Origin of the sequence: Serratia montpellierensis (assembly GCF_020858655.1) — a bacterium.
GTDB classification, from domain to species: domain Bacteria; phylum Pseudomonadota; class Gammaproteobacteria; order Enterobacterales; family Enterobacteriaceae; genus Serratia; species Serratia montpellierensis.
This window is the reverse complement of sequence record NZ_VOSN01000015.1, coordinates 161850-173725: the sequence shown is the minus strand read 5'-3', so window position 1 is coordinate 173725 and position 11876 is coordinate 161850. Positions and strand designations below refer to the sequence as shown.

The 11876-nt window shown below is 61.1% G+C and carries 13 protein-coding genes and 1 pseudogene; 3 read left to right on the top strand and 11 right to left on the bottom strand.

Annotation, left to right across the window (positions count from 1 at the left end):
• Positions 1 to 5 precede the first annotated feature (5 nt).
• Both dsbC and xerD read right to left on the bottom strand, forming a co-directional pair.
• Entirely contained in the window at positions 6 to 722 is a 717-nt protein-coding gene (gene dsbC, locus FUU19_RS17520; RefSeq protein WP_197834326.1) for a bifunctional protein-disulfide isomerase/oxidoreductase DsbC, read from the bottom strand.
• A 26-nt stretch (positions 723 to 748) separates the two neighbouring features.
• Entirely contained in the window at positions 749 to 1648 is a 900-nt protein-coding gene (xerD, locus tag FUU19_RS17515) for a site-specific tyrosine recombinase XerD (RefSeq protein WP_033654130.1), read from the bottom strand.
• Between the two features lie 106 nt (positions 1649 to 1754).
• On the opposite strand from xerD, the gene fldB reads away from it, so the two are divergent.
• The gene (gene fldB / locus FUU19_RS17510; protein WP_060435004.1) at positions 1755 to 2273 is read left to right on the top strand and encodes a flavodoxin FldB; all 519 of its coding nucleotides are present in this window, start codon (positions 1755 to 1757) and stop codon (positions 2271 to 2273) included.
• A gap of 37 nt (positions 2274 to 2310) precedes the next feature.
• Here the strand turns inward: fldB and creD are convergent, their stop codons facing one another.
• The 5 genes and pseudogenes from creD to sdhE all read right to left on the bottom strand — a co-directional run bounded on the left by creD (position 2311) and on the right by sdhE (position 6536).
• Complete coding sequence (gene creD, locus FUU19_RS17505) at positions 2311 to 3675, bottom strand: cell envelope integrity protein CreD (protein WP_197834327.1); 1365 nt, start codon at positions 3673 to 3675, stop codon at positions 2311 to 2313.
• A gap of 80 nt (positions 3676 to 3755) precedes the next feature.
• Positions 3756 to 5175 (bottom strand): annotated as a pseudogene (gene creC, locus FUU19_RS17500) (two-component system sensor histidine kinase CreC).
• Positions 5172 to 5867 (bottom strand): two-component system response regulator CreB, encoded by a 696-nt coding sequence (gene creB, locus FUU19_RS17495; protein WP_025304122.1) that lies wholly within the window; start codon positions 5865 to 5867, stop codon positions 5172 to 5174. Before creB ends, creC begins: the two are co-directional and overlap by 4 nt.
• Positions 5867 to 6289: a protein YgfX gene (locus FUU19_RS17490; RefSeq protein ID WP_197834330.1), complete on the bottom strand. Its 423-nt coding sequence runs from the start codon at positions 6287 to 6289 to the stop codon at positions 5867 to 5869. The genes creB and FUU19_RS17490 overlap by 1 nt, the downstream gene beginning before the upstream one ends.
• On the bottom strand, positions 6270 to 6536 hold the full coding sequence (gene sdhE / locus FUU19_RS17485; protein WP_019455657.1) for an FAD assembly factor SdhE: 267 nt from the start codon (positions 6534 to 6536) through the stop codon (positions 6270 to 6272). Before sdhE ends, FUU19_RS17490 begins: the two co-directional genes overlap by 20 nt.
• 320 nt (positions 6537 to 6856) lie before the next feature.
• Here sdhE and ygfZ point away from each other — a divergent pair, with 320 nt between their 5' ends.
• The gene (gene ygfZ / locus FUU19_RS17480) at positions 6857 to 7849 is read left to right on the top strand and encodes a tRNA-modifying protein YgfZ (RefSeq protein WP_230490968.1); all 993 of its coding nucleotides are present in this window, start codon (positions 6857 to 6859) and stop codon (positions 7847 to 7849) included.
• A 38-nt stretch (positions 7850 to 7887) separates the two neighbouring features.
• Here ygfZ and FUU19_RS17475 read toward each other — a convergent pair whose 3' ends face one another.
• Together FUU19_RS17475 and trhA are read right to left on the bottom strand one after the other, a co-directional pair.
• A complete protein-coding gene (locus FUU19_RS17475) occupies positions 7888 to 8385 on the bottom strand; it encodes a DUF2165 family protein (RefSeq protein WP_141960180.1) in 498 nt (165 codons plus the stop codon).
• A 150-nt stretch (positions 8386 to 8535) separates the two neighbouring features.
• A complete protein-coding gene (gene trhA, locus FUU19_RS17470; RefSeq protein ID WP_033639467.1) occupies positions 8536 to 9210 on the bottom strand; it encodes a PAQR family membrane homeostasis protein TrhA in 675 nt (224 codons plus the stop codon).
• A 183-nt stretch (positions 9211 to 9393) separates the two neighbouring features.
• Here trhA and FUU19_RS17465 point away from each other — a divergent pair, with 183 nt between their 5' ends.
• On the top strand, positions 9394 to 10002 hold the full coding sequence (locus FUU19_RS17465; RefSeq protein ID WP_049208209.1) for an HD domain-containing protein: 609 nt from the start codon (positions 9394 to 9396) through the stop codon (positions 10000 to 10002).
• A gap of 40 nt (positions 10003 to 10042) precedes the next feature.
• Here FUU19_RS17465 and rbsK read toward each other — a convergent pair whose 3' ends face one another.
• Together rbsK and alsK are read right to left on the bottom strand one after the other, a co-directional pair.
• Complete coding sequence (gene rbsK / locus FUU19_RS17460; protein WP_049208212.1) at positions 10043 to 10969, bottom strand: ribokinase; 927 nt, start codon at positions 10967 to 10969, stop codon at positions 10043 to 10045.
• The gene (gene alsK, locus FUU19_RS17455) at positions 10966 to 11874 is read right to left on the bottom strand and encodes an allose kinase (RefSeq protein WP_141966797.1); all 909 of its coding nucleotides are present in this window, start codon (positions 11872 to 11874) and stop codon (positions 10966 to 10968) included. The genes rbsK and alsK overlap by 4 nt, the downstream gene beginning before the upstream one ends.
• Between the last annotated feature and the right edge of the window lie 2 nt (positions 11875 to 11876).

The window sequence follows — 11876 nt, the reverse complement described above, 5'->3', positions numbered from 1 at the left end:
GGCGATTAACCACCGGCTTTGGTGGCGGCCTGGTGCGCATCCAGCATGGCGGCCATCTCTTTCGGCCCCTGATAGCCCGGGATCATCATGCCGTTTTCCAGAATGATGGCCGGCGTGCCCTGAATGCCGAACTGCACGCCCAGCTCGTAATGCTTGCTGATATCGGTTTTGCAGGTCGCCGGAGAAACGGCATCGCCCTTCATGGCGGCGTCGAACGCCTTGGCCTTGTCGGCGGTACACCAGATCGACTGCATGTCTTTTTCAGCCTGGGAAGCCAGCCCCTGACGCGGGAACGCCAAGTAACGCACGGTGATGCCCAGATCGTTGTACTCTTTCATCTGCTGGTGCAGCTTATGGCAGTAACCGCAGGTGATGTCGGTGAACACGGTGATCACATGTTTCTCTTTCGGCGCCTTGTAGACGATCATTTGATCTTTCAGCGCGTCCATCTTGGTGCTCAGCAGTTGGTTGGTCACGTTGACCGGCTCTTTGCCGCTGACGTCAAACAACGGGCCCTGCAGGATATGCTTGCCGTCTTCGGAGGCGTACAGCACGCCGCTGTCGGTCAGCACGGTTTTCAGGCCATTGACCGGCGAAGGCTGCACGTCCGCCTGCTGGATACCCAGGCTGGCGAGCGCTTTTTTGATCGCCGCGTCATCGGCATGGGCGGCACCGGTCACCGAAGCCACCAGCAGTGAGAGCAGCATTAAACCTTTTTTCATTGTTCCAATCCTTTCGAACCCGCCGCTCAGGCGCGCGGGTGATGCTGTTGATGTAGCTGTTTCAGTCGTTCGGTCGCTACATGAGTATAAATTTGCGTGGTCGAGAGATCGCTGTGCCCTAACAACATCTGTACGACACGGAGATCGGCCCCATGGTTCAGCAAATGGGTGGCGAACGCGTGCCGCAACACGTGCGGCGACAGACGTTCGCTGTCGATGCCCGCAAGGATGGCATAGTGTTTGATGCGATGCCAGAACGTCTGTCGGGTCATTTGCTGGCAACGGGTGCTGGGGAACAGCACATCCAGCGTCTGGCCGTTGACCAGCCACGGGCGGCCGTGTTCCAGATAGTTTTCTATCCAGTAGACCGCCTCTTCACCCAGCGGCACCAGCCGCTCCTTGTTGCCCTTGCCGATCACCCGCACCACGCCCTGGCGCAGGCTGACGTCGCTGATGCTCAGCCCCACCAGTTCGGAAACCCGCAGCCCGGTGGCGTACAACACTTCGAGCATCGCCTTGTCGCGCAGCTCCAGCGGTTGATCGACGCAGGGCGCCTGCAGCAGCGCATCGACCTGCGCCTCGCTCAGATCCTTAGGCAAACGCTGCGGCAGTTTGGGAGACGCCAGTTGCGCGGTGGGATCGTCGGCGCGCAGCTTCTCGCGGTACAGGTACTGAAACAGGCGGCGCATCGCGCTCAGCAAGCGCGCGGAGCTGGTAGCCTTGTAGCCGCCGTCCACCCGCTCGGCGAGAAACGCCTGCAGATCCAACGCCTGCGCCTGCAGCAAGGCGGTATTTTGCTGGCCAAGCCAGGTGCCCAGGGCCTGCAAATCCAGCCGGTAGGAGGCCAGCGTATTTTCCGCCAGATTGCGCTCAAGCCACAGCGCATCCAGGAATTGTTCAATCAGCGCATTGTCTTGCTGTTGCACGCGGTCCTCTCTTTGTTGCATTTCCACCCGCGCCATTATGCCTTAAGCCGACGCAAATCAGGTATACTCGCTGCAATTCTCTAAACAGCAACGTAACGGTTTACACATGAAGATTGGTCTGTTTTACGGCTCCAGCACCTGCTACACCGAGATGGCGGCAGAAAAAATCCGTGAGATTCTGGGTGAAGACCTGGTCGACCTGCACAACCTGAAAGACGTCTCGCCCAAGCTGATGGAGGACTATTCCATTCTGATCCTCGGCATCCCGACCTGGGATTTCGGCGAACTGCAGGAAGACTGGGAAGCGATCTGGCCGCAGCTGCCAGAGCTGGATCTGAAAGGCAAGATCGTCGCCATGTACGGCATGGGCGATCAGCTCGGTTACGGTGAGTGGTTCCTTGACGCGCTGGGTATGCTGCACGATCAGATCGCGCCGCTGGGCGTGCAGTTTATCGGCTTCTGGCCAACCGAGGGCTTCGAGTTCACCAGCCCCAAACCGCTGAGCGCCGACGGCAAACACTTCGTCGGCCTGGCGCTCGATGAGGTCAACCAATACGATCTGAGCGAAGAGCGCCTGCAGCAATGGTGCGAGCAGATCCTGTTGGAAATGGAACCGCTGCTGTAGCCGCTATCGGGCGCTGAACGCGCCCGATTTCCCTCGCTTATTTCCACAGACGGAAGCGTGGCTCCTCTTCCCCGGCCGGCGTTTCCTTGGTCAAACGCGCCGGATCGGCCACCTGGTACCAGTCCAGCTTGCGCGTCAACAGCATAATGCCCGCCAGAATGGCAAACAGCAGCCCGGCCCCCAGCACCAACGCATTATCCTCCGACTGCAACAGCAAATAGAGCACGCCGTACAACAGCAATAGGCTCGCAGCGAACAGCGCACCGCGCAGCTTGCCGCGCAGTACGGCGCTCAGATAGAAGCCGATCAGCCCGCTGCAGGCGATGCTGGCCGCCAGGTAAGCGAAAGCGAATCCCAGGTGTTCGGAGAAGGCCAGCAGAATCAGGTAGAACAACACCAGCGCCGCGCCGACCAGCAGGTACTGAATCGGGTGCACCCGCAGCCCGGTCAGGGTTTCGAACAGGAAAAACGCCATAAACGTCAGCCCGATAAACAGCAGCGCGTATTTGACCGCGCGCTCGGTCAGCTGATAGTGATCGACCGGTTCGACCAGGCTGGCGCTGAAGGCCGGCAGCTTGTCCTCGTCGATAATGGCATCGTCGTAATAGAACGCACTGTTGATGTTGTTGGCAAACCAGGTGCTGCGCCAGCGAGCGCTAAACCCTTGCTCCGTCACCTTGCGTTCGTCCGGCAGGAAGTTGCCGAGGAAATTCGGATGCGGCCAGTTGCTTTGCAGTTGCAGCTCGCTGCTGCGCCCCAGCGGCACCAGCGACAGGCTGCTGGTGCCCGCCAACGTCAGGGTGAAGTCGGCGTTCAGCCCCTCTTTTTGTTGCAGCATCGCCAGCGTCAGCGGGGCGTGGATCCCCTGCCGCAACGATCCCACGCCGGTGCCCGGCTCAAACGCCACCGGCTGCGGCAATCCCAGCGGGGAAATGCTCTTGATGCCGCGAGAGTCGCTCAGCGCCACCAGCAGGAACGGCTGGCCGACGGTCACGTTGGCACGTTGCAAATCCGTCAGCTCCGGCTGGCCGAAACGCACCTTGAAGCTCAGCGGCCCCTGGTAAACCTGCGTTTGATAAATACCCAGTTTGCGCACCTCTACTTTCGGCGCCCCCTGCACCTGAAGCGACTCAGGCAGCAAATAGCGGTAATGCTGTACCCGCTGCACTACCGTTTGTCCTTTCTCGTCTTTCTTCTCTTCACGTTCGACATAGGGAATGACAATCAACGGGCCGAGCACGCGCTGCGCCCCGCTGGTGCTTTCGCTCACCTGCCCGACCACGCTTTGCCGATAGCCGCTGCGTTCGTCGATCACGCTCATCAGTTGGGCGATGGGGATCAACATCACCACCATCAATCCCAACAGCGTGGTTATTTTCCAGAAAAGTACCGATTTCATCATGCTCGCTCCTCGTAGGTTATGAGGCCACGATAAAATCCGCAGGTGAAATCAGAATGTGGTTATGTGAAGGGAAGGTGAAGTCACAGCGATAACATAAACGTCGCTTCCACCCCGTGCGGCCGGCGGTTGCGCAGGTGAATGCCGCCATGATGCAGACGCGCGACTTCCTGCACGAAGTTCAGTCCCAGCCCGCTGCTTTTCGGCCGTTCGGCGCGCGGCAGCGAATAAAAACGCTCGAACACCTTATCGAGCGCATAGTCCGGAATGCCGCTGCCGTCATCGCAAACGCTGATGCAGTAATGCTGTTCTCGCCGTTCGCCTCGCACGCTGACGCAACCGCCCGGCGGGGTAAAGTCGATCGCATTGTCCAGCAGGTTGGTCAACGCCTGGCTGATCAGCAACGCATCGCCGTTCAGCGTCATCTCCGCCAACGCCTCCAGTTGCAATCTGACGCCGCGCTGCGTCGCCTGCGCCTCTTTGCCCGCCATCGTCTGGCTGACCAGCGCCGCGATCGCAATCGGCGCGGTTTCCATGTCTGGCCGACTCTCCAGCCGCGCCTGCACCAGCAGTTTGTCCACCAGCTGTTGGATACGTGCGCTTTGCTGCTCGATATTGGTGAGAAAACGCCGGGCGGTCTCCGGGCGGCGGCAGCTCTTGCAACAGCTCCGCCGCGCCCCTGATCGCCGCCAGCGGGCTTTTCAGCTCATGCGTCAGGGTATGTGCATATTGTTCGATATAAGCTTTCCCTTCCAGCTTCAGTCGCATGCTCTCCAATGCCTGCGCCAGCTGCGTCAATTCCCGGCCACCCACTTTAGGCAGCGGCGCGCTTTCCCCTTGCGCCACCCCATCGGCATAGCGCACCAGCCGGCCTATCGAACGGTTGATCCACCAGACGAATACCGCCCCGATCAGCAACGCAATCCCCAGCAGCAACGCACCGGCCCACAGAATGCGCCGTTCGCTGCGTTTGATCACCGGCGCCATGGTGCTGTTGGGTTTGCCCACGGTGAGCACGCCGATAATACGCCCTTGTTCTATCACCGGCGCGGCCACATACATCACCGAACTGTTTTCATCTTCTGGATCGCTGCGGGTGCTGCGAGCGCCGTACTCACCGCGTAGCGTCCGATAAACGTCATTCCAGCGCGAATAGTCCTGCCCCTGCGCGCGGCCGGCAGAATCGAAGATAACCCGCCCCTGGGCATCGGTCAGATAGACGTGGTATTCGCTGCGATCCTTGCGGATGCCGGAGATATTGGCGCCGATCGGCCGCTGGTTCAGCTGCGTGAACGCCTGCGCCAGTTGGCCATGCGCCGCATCGCCGCGCTGCATGTCCTGACGGGCGATTTGCGCCAGCAGGTTGGCGGTGTCCACCAGCGTGCCTTCGGTAGCGCGCCGCACGCCGGGCTTCACTTCCTGGACGAAAATGCTCAGCACGAAGTACCCGGCCACCGCCACGATCAGAAAATATCCCAGCAGCAGGCGCAGGCCAATTTTCATGGCTGGCGGCTCACGCTGTAGCCCAATCCGCGGTGGGTGTGAATGGGCGGTTCACCGGGCTCAACCGCACGCAGCTTGGCGCGCAGCGTTTTGATGTGGGTATCGACGGTGCGATCCAGACTTTCTTCCGCCTGCGCCCAAACGCTTTCCATCAGTTGCTGCCGCGAGAACACCCGTCCCGGCGCCAACAACAGCGTCTTCAGCAGCAGGTATTCGTAACGGGTCAGCGGCAGCGGCCGCTGATGGTAGGAGATGGTGGCCGCGTCTTCGTCGAGCGTGAAAGCGCCGAAATGATAGCGCGCGCTCTGTTGCAGGCGCTGCTGCTTATGCAGGCGGCGCAAAATGGTGCGCACCCGTGCGCTGACCTCGCGAGGGGAGAACGGCTTGGCGACATAGTCGTCGGCGCCGATCTCCAGTCCGATCAGGCGGTCTACTTCATCACTGCGGGCGGTAAGAAACAGAATCGGCAGGTCGGCCGCCTGAGCCAGCAGGCGGCGACACAATTCAAAACCGTTGATATCCGGCAAACCGACATCGAGGATAGCGAGCGCAGGCGCACCTTGCGCCAGCGCCTGCAACGCCGGTTCCGCGCGTTCGAACCAGCGCACCTCGAAGCCTTCGCTCTCCAGCGTGTAAACCAGCGTATCGGCAATGCTGGGTTCATCCTCCACCAACCAGAGTACGGGTTTCATCAGGCCTCCTCGCCGTCGCCCGCCGGCGGATACAGCAACAGCTGCCGCAGGTGGCGCCACTCCTCTTTGCTCATGCAATCGGAAGCCAGCCACAGCCGGCGGCGCTTTTTGCCCTCCAGCGGCTGCAGCGTCAACAGCATGCCATAACCCGGCATCCACGGTTTTTTCGCCAGCCGCCACTCGCGTCCGTGCCAGCTGAAACGCCGGTCCGCCAGCAGCCGCAACTCACCCTGCACGGCGGCGATGCGCTTCTGGCTGCGAATGCACTGAAACACTACCAACGTCAGCAGCACCAGCCAGAGCGGGCCCAAGCCTTCCGGCCAGGGCGAAATCAGGATCAGCAGGATCAGAACGCCGTGGGTCAACAGGGAAAACAGCTGGGTGCGCCAGGAAATGCGGATATCACATCGCCACTGGGCCACGGTCTTTATTTCGCGTTTGGATCAGGGTCACCATTCTCTGCAGCTCGCTGTCCTGCGGCGCGCCATGATTCATCAGCCAGTTGAACAAATCGGGATCGTCGCACTCCAGCAGGCGGATAAACAGCGCCTTGTCCGCGTCATTCAGGCTGTCGTATTCGTATTCGAAGAACGGCATGATGGAGATGTCCAGCTCGCGCATGCCACGGCGGCAAGCCCAGTGAATACGTGCTTTGTTGTTAATATCCATGTTGTTATGACTCACCTCTTTTCAGCGCGGCAGCGCCAGCGCAGGGTTCAAATGACACACTGTATGGCAACGCCGTCGCAATATAATTCCATCAGCCGGGGATCTGTCTGCAAGGGTGCCCAGGCCGCAAGCCTATAGAGTAACAATTTGACATACACGCCGGGAAGGCGCTTTGCTGCGGAAAACGTAATAAAGCGCAAAATGCCAAAAAAAGCGCACCCCGGCCCCACAGCGCGAATAACAGTTTGCAAAGCCCGCCGCCTCTTTTACCATGGGTTCAATACCCTTCAGGTAAGCTAAACGTTGAGCAGGAACTTACTATGGCGCATAACATTCCATTCCCACCCCGTCAGCCCTCCGCTTCCACCCATCTGCCCCTGACGCTGATCTCGCTGGAAGAGTGGGCGCTGGTGACGTTGAACGGGCCGGACACGGTGAAGTATCTCCAGGGCCAGGTGACGGCGGACATCGACGCGCTGGCGGCCGATCAGCACGTACTGTGCGCCCACTGCGACGCCAAGGGCAAAATGTGGAGCAACCTGCGTCTGTTCCACCGTGGCGAAGGCTTCGCCTATCTGGAACGCCGCAGCGTGCTGGACAGCCAGCTGGCTGAAATCAAAAAATACGCGGTGTTCTCCAAAGTCACCATCGCCGCCGATAACGATGCGGTGTTGCTGGGCGTCGCCGGTTTCCAGGCGCGCGCCGCGCTGACGGGCCTGTTCGCCACATTACCGGATGCCGAACATCCGGTGGTGCAGGACGGCGACACCACGATTCTGCACTTCAATGCGCCGGCGGAACGTTTTCTGCTGGTGACCCGCCCCGCCGTGGCCGAACAGCTGATCGGCAAACTGCATGACCAGGCGGAACTGAATGACAGCGGCCAGTGGCTGGCGCTCGAGATCGAAGCCGGCTATCCGGTTATCGACGCCGCCAACAGCGCGCAGCTGATCCCGCAGGCCACCAACCTGCAGGCGCTGGAAGGCATCAGCTTCAGCAAGGGCTGCTATACCGGTCAGGAGATGGTGGCGCGCGCCAAGTTCCGCGGCGCCAACAAGCGTGCGCTCTACTGGCTGGAAGGTAAGGCGGCCCGCTCCCCGCAGGCGGCGGAAGACCTGGAGCTGCAGCTGGGTGAAAACTGGCGCCGCACCGGCACCGTACTGGCGTCGAGCCAACTGGCCGACGGCACGCTGTGGGTGCAGGTGGTGATGAACAACGATTTGGATGCCGACAGCAAGCTGCGGGTGCGCGACGATGCCGCCAGCCAGCTGGCGATCAAACCCTTGCCGTACTCGCTGGCCGAAGAGAAATAATCCATCGGCCGCAGGCGCTCTGCCTGCGGCCGTCTTCGTTACTCGTCCAACTCCCCGTCGCGCTGTACCAGATAAATCAGCACCAGGATGATGGTGACGAAGAAGCGAAACGCACTCGGTACGCCGTTCCATTGCTGCGACATCCACATGCCGAACCACTCGCCCCCAATCGACATAAAGCCGACCTGCCAGGTGAGGAAGCCCAGCGTCAGCCCCACTACCGCCAGCTTTTTCCGGCCGTTGAAAGCGTTAGCGGGCAGTTTCAGGCCGCCCAACAGACGCAGGCCGCCGATCCAGCACAGCAGCGCGGTCAGGCTCTCCAGTGCAATGATGAAAATATAGCCGGCGTGATGTAGCCACGGTGTCTGTATCGAGCGGTAGCCGATGGTGGCGTCGGGGAAAAGGGTGTCCATCATAAAGACGTGGCGCACGAAGGCGAAGTTGGAGCCGTAATCGGTGATATTGCCGAAGGCCACCAGCGAAGCGAACAAAGCGATAGCGCAGACCAGCAGCGCTTTGGATAAGCGAACGATCATCTTAGTGAGTCCTGAACAGAGGTGAGAGAAACGGTATGCGGGCTCAGAAATGAAGGAACGGGCTTGCTGGATACCCGAAAGAAGCAAGCGCCTCTTTTTTAAAACAAAAGAGACGCCAGTGCAATACGCATTCAGACGTAGCGGCAACGCTTAGACGTACAGGTAGATCGCCATGAAATGGCAGGCGCTGCCGCCGAGCACGAAGGCGTGCCAGATGGCGTGGCCAAAGCGAATGCGCTTGGAAGCGTAGAAAATCACGCCCAGGGTATAGACCACCCCGCCTATCGCCAGCAGCGTGACGCCGCCGGCCTCCAGCCGCGTAACCAGCTGATAAATCACAATCAGCGACAGCCAGCCCATCGTCAGGTAGGTCACCAGCGACAGGGCTTCAAAACGGTGGGCGAAGGCCAGTTTGAACAGCACGCCGAGCAGCGCCAACCCCCAGATTACCGCCATCAGGCCCTTCGCCAACGGCGAATCCAGCCCCACGAGTAAAAACGGGGTGTAAGTCCCGGCAATCAGGAGATAAATGGCGCAGTGGTCAAATTTTTTCAGCCAATGCTTGGCCTTCTGATGCGGGATCGCATGGTAGAGCGTGGAAGCGAGAAACAGCAGGATCATGCTGCCGCCGTACAGGCTGTAACTGGTGATGGCCGTCGCATCGGCACCGGTATTCACCGCCTGCACCAACAGCAACACCAGGCCGACGATGCCGAACACCAGCCCGATGCCGTGGCTGATGCTGTTGGCGATCTCTTCCGCCCACGGATAAGCCGCGGCGACAATCTTATTGCTCCCGGCTTTCACTACGTCCGTTTTCCCCATAACGCGCAACCCCTCAAAATGCCCTGCTTTGTGCGAAATTAACGCAAAGCAGCTTAACTGAGAATAATTCCAGTGTACACGTGTACGCTAAAATAAAAATGTGAACGCGTGTAACCATCGAAATCCCCCGTCCGGTGGTCTACAATCGTCAGGCTTCAACCCACCCACCTTGAGGTTTACACCATGTCATCCGCTGTACCCGCGTTAGATTTCGGCTCAATGACCCAAGTCATCCAATTCCTGATGGAAATCGATAAGTTGAAAGGCGTGCAACGCCGCACCAAAGTGCTGGGCACCCAGCGCCAGGAAAACTCCGCCGAACACAGTTGGCACTTCGCCATCGCCGCCATGAGCCTGGCGCCCTACGCCGGTGATGACGTAGACATTCAGCGCGTGATCCAGATGGCGCTGCTGCATGACATCGTGGAAATCGACGCCGGCGACGTGCTGGTCTACGATCTGGCGGCCCGCGCAGCGATCCACGATCAGGAAGTGGCGGCGGCGCGTCGTCTGTTCGGCATGTTGCCGGAGGCTCAGCGCGAGTATTTCACCGCTTTATGGCAGGAATATGAAGATGGCGAAAGCGCCGATGCACGCTTCGCCTTGCTGCTGGATCGCACCATGCCGATGCTGATGAACCTGCACAATGAAGGCCAAAGCTGGGTGGAAAACGGCATCAGCCTGGAGCAGGTACTGTCGCGCAATGCGTCGATCGCCGACGTACACCCCGAGCTGTGGCGCCATATGGAGCAACACCTGCGGGATGCGCAGCGCAAAGGCTGGTTGAAGTAAGGGAACCGGGCTGCCGCCTCTTCGCCGCAGCCCGTTATCGTCACGCGAACGCCCGTTGGCGTTCCAACGCCTCCTCATAGCTCGGCATCGACCCCGCCGCCCCGGCGCGCTCCACGCAGACCGCCGCGTAGGCGGCGGCGAAGCGCACCGCCTCGGCTAACGGTACCTGATTCGCCAGCTGCGCCGCCAGGGCGCCGTTAAACGCATCGCCCGCGCCGGTGGTGTCTTTCGGCTGCGCCGGAAACGCCGGGATCAGCTCGCTGTTTTCCCCGTCCGAGAACAGCGCCCCCTGCGTACCCAAGGTCACGATCAGCAAGCGAATGCCTTTGGCGTGCAGCACCTGCGCCGCCTGGCGCGCCGAAGCCACATCCCGTACCGGCACGCCGGTCAGCAACGTACACTCGGTGGCGTTGGGCGTCAGCATATCGACCTGCGCCAGCAGGCTGTCCGGCACCGGCTGAAACGGCGCCGGGTTGAGAATAATGAACGTCTGCGCCTCGCGGGCGATGGCGATTACCTGCTCAATCGCCGACAGGTTGTTCTCCAACTGGGTCAACAGAATATCCGCCGCCGCGATCGCCGGCCGGCACTGGCGCACCTCGTCCTCGCTGACCGTCAGGTTGGCGCCGGGATCGACGGCAATCATGTTCTCCGCCTCCTCGCCGGCAACGTAGATAAGCGCATTGCCGGTCGGGCAGTCGCCGGTCGAGAACAGCGTCACCGCATCGAAACCGGCGGCGGCGAGGTGGCGCCGGGCGAAGGTGCCGAAGTCATCGCGCCCCACCTTGCCGATATAGTGCACCCGCGCCCCGGCGCGCAGCGCGGCGGTGGCCTGGTTGGCACCCTTACCGCCCGCGCCCATCATGCTGTTGCGGGCGATCAGCGATTCGCCGGGCTGCGGAAAGCGCGCCATGCCGGCAACGATATCCAGGTTGAACGAACCGAACACGCAGACTTTGCCTTTCATTGCGGGTACTCCCTGCTCAATTGGAGGTGGCGCCGGGCGGCCAGGCAGGCGCCTTTGCTGCCGGTTTCATCGGTCAGGCGGCTGACGGAGATCGCCAGCCCCTGCGCCGGCTGCGGCCCGCGCAAATGGCGGCGAATCTCTTGCTCAAGGTGCGCCAACGGGAAACCGCTCATGGCGATCACGCCGCCGCCCAGGATCAGCCGCTGGGGATCGAGCACGTTCATTTCGATGGCGATGGTCTGCGCCAATCGTTCGACGAAGCGCCGTAGATCCGGATGATCGCCGTGGCGCTCGAACAGCCGTTCGAACGGCGTTTGCGCCGCGTTGGCGCGCGCCCAGCCGGTCAGCCAATGCCCGGAAGTCAGGCTCTCGACGCAGCCCCGTTTACCGCACGGGCACTCGCCCTGATGGCCGGGCCAGGGAATGTGACCCAGCTCGCCGGCGGCGCCGTGCGCCCCGTGATAAAAGTCGCCGTTCAGCCACAGGCTGTTGCCCATGCCGGTGCCCAGATACAGCCCCACCGCCACCTGCGGCAGCGCCGGCAGCTGCTGCAAATCCCACCACAGCAGATGGTTGACGTCCTTATCCATTCGAACCGGCAACGCCAACACATCGGCCAACAGCGCCGCCACCGGCTGGGCGTCCAGCGCCGGGATAAACGGCAGCGACAGCACCCGTGAACGATCGCGACTGAGGATCCCCGGCAGCCCCAGCATCACCTGCGCCACCTGACGATCCTCACCATGCCCGGCGATCAGGCGGCCCAACGCCGCCAGCGGATCGGCCTGCTGCGCCCAGTCGGCGGTCGCTATCTTGCGGTACCCGCTGAACTCGCCATCATCATTCATCAACAACAGGCGGGTATTGGTACCGCCGACGTCAACGCCAAGAAAATGCCGCATCATGT

Excerpts from the sequence above, each read along its gene's own strand:
- dsbC (WP_197834326.1), bottom strand. The coding sequence starts at position 722 with ATGAAAAAAGGTTTAATGCTGCTCTCACTGCTGGTGGCTTCGGTGACC.
- fldB (WP_060435004.1), top strand. The coding sequence starts at position 1,755 with ATGAAGATTGGTCTGTTTTACGGCTCCAGCACCTGCTACACCGAGATG.
- creD (WP_197834327.1), bottom strand. The coding sequence starts at position 3,675 with ATGATGAAATCGGTACTTTTCTGGAAAATAACCACGCTGTTGGGATTG.
- creB (WP_025304122.1), bottom strand. The coding sequence starts at position 5,867 with ATGAAACCCGTACTCTGGTTGGTGGAGGATGAACCCAGCATTGCCGAT.
- sdhE (WP_019455657.1), bottom strand. The coding sequence starts at position 6,536 with ATGGATATTAACAACAAAGCACGTATTCACTGGGCTTGCCGCCGTGGC.
- ygfZ (WP_230490968.1), top strand. The coding sequence starts at position 6,857 with ATGGCGCATAACATTCCATTCCCACCCCGTCAGCCCTCCGCTTCCACC.
- FUU19_RS17475 (WP_141960180.1), bottom strand. The coding sequence starts at position 8,385 with ATGATCGTTCGCTTATCCAAAGCGCTGCTGGTCTGCGCTATCGCTTTG.
- trhA (WP_033639467.1), bottom strand. The coding sequence starts at position 9,210 with ATGGGGAAAACGGACGTAGTGAAAGCCGGGAGCAATAAGATTGTCGCC.
- FUU19_RS17465 (WP_049208209.1), top strand. The coding sequence starts at position 9,394 with ATGTCATCCGCTGTACCCGCGTTAGATTTCGGCTCAATGACCCAAGTC.
- rbsK (WP_049208212.1), bottom strand. The coding sequence starts at position 10,969 with ATGAAAGGCAAAGTCTGCGTGTTCGGTTCGTTCAACCTGGATATCGTT.
- alsK (WP_141966797.1), bottom strand. The coding sequence starts at position 11,874 with ATGATGCGGCATTTTCTTGGCGTTGACGTCGGCGGTACCAATACCCGC.